We start from the raw sequence: 5,152 nt of genomic DNA, 5'->3' as shown, positions 1-5,152 counted from the left end.
ACCGTGGCCTCCCCTACGGTCAGTGGCCTAGCGGCCGGCTCCTACGTGTTTGCTTTAGTCGTGACTGACAGCAAGGGCCTCCCAAGCTCGCCGAGCTCGGTGACCGTGACGGTGAATCCAGCCCCCACCAGTTCACCGCCGGTAGCCAGTGCGGGCGCCAACCAGACCATCACGCTGCCCACCAGCAGTGTGACCTTGGCGGGGTCGGGTACGGCAGCCAGCGGGGCCACCATCACAGCATATTCCTGGAGTCAGAGCAGTGGGCCTAACACAGCCACCTTCTCCAGCAAGACTATCGCGAACCCCACCGTTAGTGGCCTAGTAGCCGGGTCTTATGTCTTCGCTTTAGTGGTCACCGATAGCAAGGGCCTCACGAGCTCGCCCAGCTCGGTGACCGTCACCGTCAATCCTGCCCCCACGAGTACGCCACCGGTAGCCAGTGCGGGAAGCAATCAGACCATCACCTTGCCGACCAGCAGCACGACCCTGTCGGGCTCGGGCACGGCGGCCAGCGGGGCGACCATCACGGGCTACAGCTGGAGCCAGTCCAGCGGACCCACCACGGCTGCCTTTAGCGGCAAGACGGTGGCCAACCCGACCGTATCGAGCCTGGTGGCCGGCTCCTATGTGTTTGCCCTGGTCGTGACCGACAGCAAGGGCTTGAGCAGTTCGCCGAGTTCGGTAACCGTGACGGTGAATCCGGCCCCGACCAGCAGTGGCCAGCAGGTGGTCAGCTTCACGCTCATCAACGCGGACTCCGACCAGCCCATCCGCCAGCTGGTGGCCAATGACGTGCTCAACCTGGCCACGCTGCCCACGCAGAACCTGAGTATCCGCGCCAACACCTCCCCCGCCACCGTGGGCAGTGTGCTCTTGAGCTTAAGCGGCGCGCAGACGCAACGAACCACGGACCGCAAGCCCCCCTACGCCCTACCCGACGACGCCAATGGCAACTACACGGCTTGGCGGCCCCCGCTGGGGACGTATACGCTCACGGCCACCCCGTACACCGGCAACAACGCCAATGGCACGGCCGGCACGGCGCTGACGCTGGCCTTCTCCGTCACCAACCAGGCCGCCCGCCCCGCCGCCCTGGCCACGGCCACGGCAGCGGTGGCCGCGCCGGCCGCCGTCGAAGTCTATCCCAACCCCTCGGCTTCCGGCCGTTTCCACTTGGCCTTCCGCGCCGCCGTCGCTGGTCCGGTGGCCTACGAGCTGATCTCGGCCGTGGGTGCCACCGTGGGCCAAGGCACGCTCTCGCTGCCTGCGGGCAGCTCTGAGCAGGTGCTCGAGCTGGGGGGGCGTTTGACTGCCCCTGGTCTGTATTACCTGCGCCTGCATAGTGCCCAGTTTTCGCACCCCCTCAAGCTCCTCTGGCAACCCTAATAGTCCCAGCGTTTTACACCCACGAGGTGTTGAGTCTAGGCCACGTTTCTCCTGCCAGTCACCCGCTGACAGGAGAAACGTGCTGTACATCTGATTCAAATACCCGAATACTTCCGGCCTGTATCCATCACCTACCCCGGTCAAGGACCTGCCCCGCCGACTTGATTAGGCTAAAGCACCGAAAGTATTCGATCAGAAACCTTATTGCCAGAACCTATCACATGAGAAAGCTGTCTATTGCCCTCGCTTTACGAGCGCATGCCCTTCTGCATGTATTAGCTTTTCTGCTTTTGCTCTGGGCTCCTGCGGCCGTTTGGGGCCAAACCACTGACTGGACCTTGTTGGCTCCTTCCAACACGCCTAAGTGGGTAGGCTTCAGTGTGATGATCAACAACAAGATGTACGTGTTTTCCGGCTTCGACAATAGCTCGGTTCACACAACCCCTAAGTGCGAGGTCTACGACCCTACTACAAATAGCTGGACGTATCTGGCTGACATGCCTTTCCCGGTTACGCACGCTGGCATCACCGTTGATGGCACCAAGGTGTATGTTGCCGGTGGTTTTCTGGGGGGCCTAGCAGGAGACCCCAATTCCGATCAGCTGCAGATTTATGATGCAGCAACCAATACCTGGAGCTTCGGACCGAAGCTTCCGACCAGAAGCGGTGGAAATGCCCTGGTGCGGGTAGGCCGAAAGCTCCACTCTTTCGGGGGGCTGCTGGACGACCGCCAGACGGGCTCTAACGCCCACTATGTACTGGACCTAAGCAATCAAGCGGCCGGCTGGACCACTGCCGCCGGCATGCCACTGCCGCGGTGCCATTTTGCCACAGCTAATGTAGCCGGCAAAATCTACGCTATGGGCGGCCAGACCGGTCATGACGGCCCCATCGCCGATGTCAGCTATGTGCATGTATTCGACCCCTCATCCAACACTTGGTCTCGCCTGCCGGACATGCCTTACATCCGCTCTCACAGCGAGCCGGCTACGTTTGTGCAGGATGGCAAGGTAACCCTGGTTGGGGGCCGCAACGGCCGTACCAGCGCGGGTGCCGACATCGTGATCAATAAGGTAACCACCTTCGATCCTGCCATCGGCAGTTGGACGGAACAAGGGCCTTTGCCGGTTAATTTATTTGGCCCGGCAGCCGAGGCCATTGGCAATGAGCTCTTTGTTTCCAATGGGGGACTTGACTATGCGACCAACCCGCAGACCACTACCCGCAAAACCAGCTTTCCCCGTACGCCTAACAACAAAATCGGCTTTCTCCCGGGCAGCATTAGCTTATCCGCCGCCGCCGGAACAACGGCAACCAAAGAAGTGGTGCTGTGGGCTTTGAGCGGCAGCCCCTCCTACACCATTGACACCAGCACTCTTCCTTCCTGGTTGAGCGTGAGCCCGAGCAGCGGAACCATTGATTTGCTCGGCGGCAACGACCTGAAAATCACCGCCGCGGCGGGTTCGCTCGCGGCCGGCACCTACTCGGCCACCATCACCGCCAAAGCGGCGGGTTATCCGGATGCGAGCCTGAGTGTCGCTTTCACTGTTTCCGGGACTAAACCCAAGCTGTTGTATCTGTACGGAAGTATACCTCCGTCCATCCACGATATGAAGCTGTCGGATACCGGGGACCGGGGCATGTCGCAGTTCAACCAAGCGCTTGTAGACGTAGGCTTTGCAACCGCGGAAGCCCTGGACGCCAGCATCACCCTGGACGCGGCCACGCTGAACAACTATAAGGTATTGATCTTAAGCTCCAATAACCGGCGTTTCACGGCGGCGGAGAAAACTGCCGTGGCTGCCTGGGTTAATGCCGGTGGCGGGCTGATTGCCTGGTCAGATGCCGCCTTCGGCTGGCAGAATGGTGGACTTAACAGCTCGGAGGGCTCCTCAAGCGATAATGATCTGACAGATCAATTCGGACTGCACTTTCTGCACGATAACGGCTTAGGTGCTTTTGTGCTTAGTCAATGGGCGGGTAACCATTACATCAACAGGTTCATCCAGAATGCGGGCCTGACTGTTGAGGCCGAAGGAGCCAGCCCAATTCGTACCACCGCGCCAGCTACAATCATAGCCTACCTGCCAGCGGATAAAGCCCAGCTAAATTCCCTGGATGGTCCACTAATGCCAAATGATGCTGCTCTGTCGGTAGCAAAAGTCGGTCAGGGCCGAGTAGCCGGATATTTCGACCGGAACTGTTTCTGGAATAATGGTGATGGCACCAACATAAACAGGCTCGAAAACCGCCTATTTGCCCAACGGCTGGTGCTCTGGGCATCCGGGGTCGATGATACCCCTCCAACGGGCACCAATCAACTGCCAGTGGCGAATGCGGGCGTGGACCAGGCCATCACTTTGCCCACGAGCACGGCCAGCCTAAGCGGGTCGGGTACGGACGCGGACGGCACAATCAGCGCCTACAGCTGGGCGCAGGTCAGCGGGCCTAACACGGCTTCCTTCAGCAGTAAGTCGGTGGCCAACCCGACCATTTCGGGTCTGGTGGCCGGTCGCTACGTCTTCTCCCTGGTAGTGACCGACAACAAGGGCGCCAGCAGCCCGGCTGACCAGGTCACGCTCACCGTCAACCCTGCCCCGGGCACGGCTGCCATGTACCGCGTCAACGCCGGCGGAGGGGCCCTGACGACGTCGCAGGGCAGCTTCGCCGCTGACCAGTACTTTGCCCCCACCCCGGGCTTCACTTATTCCACTACGGCCGCCATCGCTGGCACCACTGACGACGCGCTCTACCAGACCGAGCGCAGCTCCCCCTCCAACCAAGGCACGTTCAGCTACGCCCTGCCAATCGTGAACGGTACCTACACGGTCGTGCTCCACTTTGCCGACATTTATTGGACTACCACCGGCAAGCGCCTGTTCGATGTGTCGATTGAGAACGTCAAGGTGCTCGACAACTACGACATTATTCGCAAAGTTGGTTCGTTTACGGCCACTACGGAGACCTTTACCACTTCCGTCTCCGATGGTACATTAAACATTTATTTCAGTGCCTTGGCCAGTGATGGCGGTATGGACCGACCTAAGGTTTCAGCAATTGAGGTCTTTAGCTTTGGAACGCCGCCGCCGCATAACGCGGCGCCGGTAGTGGCGGCGCCCATCCCGGACCAAACCGCCACGGCCGGGGCGGCCTACAGCTACAGCTTCCCGGCCGCCACCTTCACCGACGCCGACAACGACGCCTTAACCTACGCGGCCGCCCAGCAGGGCGGAGCCACGCTGCCGTCGTGGCTGAGCTTCAATGCTACGACGCGCACGTTCAGCGGCACGCCGCCAGCCGCCGGCAGTTACCCGCTGCAGGTGACGGCCAGCGACGGCAAGGGCGGACAGGCCACCGATGCCTTCCTGCTCACCGTTAACCCGGCGCCCACGGGTGGCGGGGGCGGCGTGGCCTACCGGCTCAACGCAGGCAGCACAGCGGCGCTGAGCACGAGCCTGGGCAGCTTCTCCGCGGACCAGGGCTTCAGCCCCAGCCCGGGCAACACCTTCTCCGTCACCTCCCCCATCGCCGCTACCACCGACGATGCGCTTTATCAAACCGAGCGCTACGGCACCAACGGTGCGTTCAGCTACGCGCTGCCGGTGGCCAGCGGCAGCTATACGGTGGTGCTGCACTTTGCCGAGCTCTACTGGACCGCCGCCGGCCAGCGCGTGTTCGACGTGAGTGCCGAGGGCCAGAAAGTGCTCACGGCCTACGATATCGTCAAGAAAGTGGGGGCGCTGACGGCCACCACCGAGACGTTCTC

At 61.4% G+C, this 5,152-nt stretch carries 2 protein-coding genes; both read left to right on the top strand.

Annotated elements, in window-relative coordinates:
- On the top strand, positions 1-1,386 hold a 1,386-nt coding region (locus CFT68_RS21885; protein WP_245815475.1), incomplete at its 5' end, for a PKD domain-containing protein.
- A gap of 221 nt (positions 1,387-1,607) precedes the next feature.
- On the top strand, positions 1,608-5,152 hold a 3,545-nt coding region (locus CFT68_RS21325), incomplete at its 3' end, for a malectin domain-containing carbohydrate-binding protein (protein ID WP_170934892.1).

The organism is Hymenobacter gelipurpurascens (genome assembly GCF_900187375.1).
GTDB classification, from domain to species: domain Bacteria; phylum Bacteroidota; class Bacteroidia; order Cytophagales; family Hymenobacteraceae; genus Hymenobacter; species Hymenobacter gelipurpurascens.
Note: the sequence above shows the minus strand (reverse complement) of the source record. Positions and strands in the feature narration are given on the sequence as shown.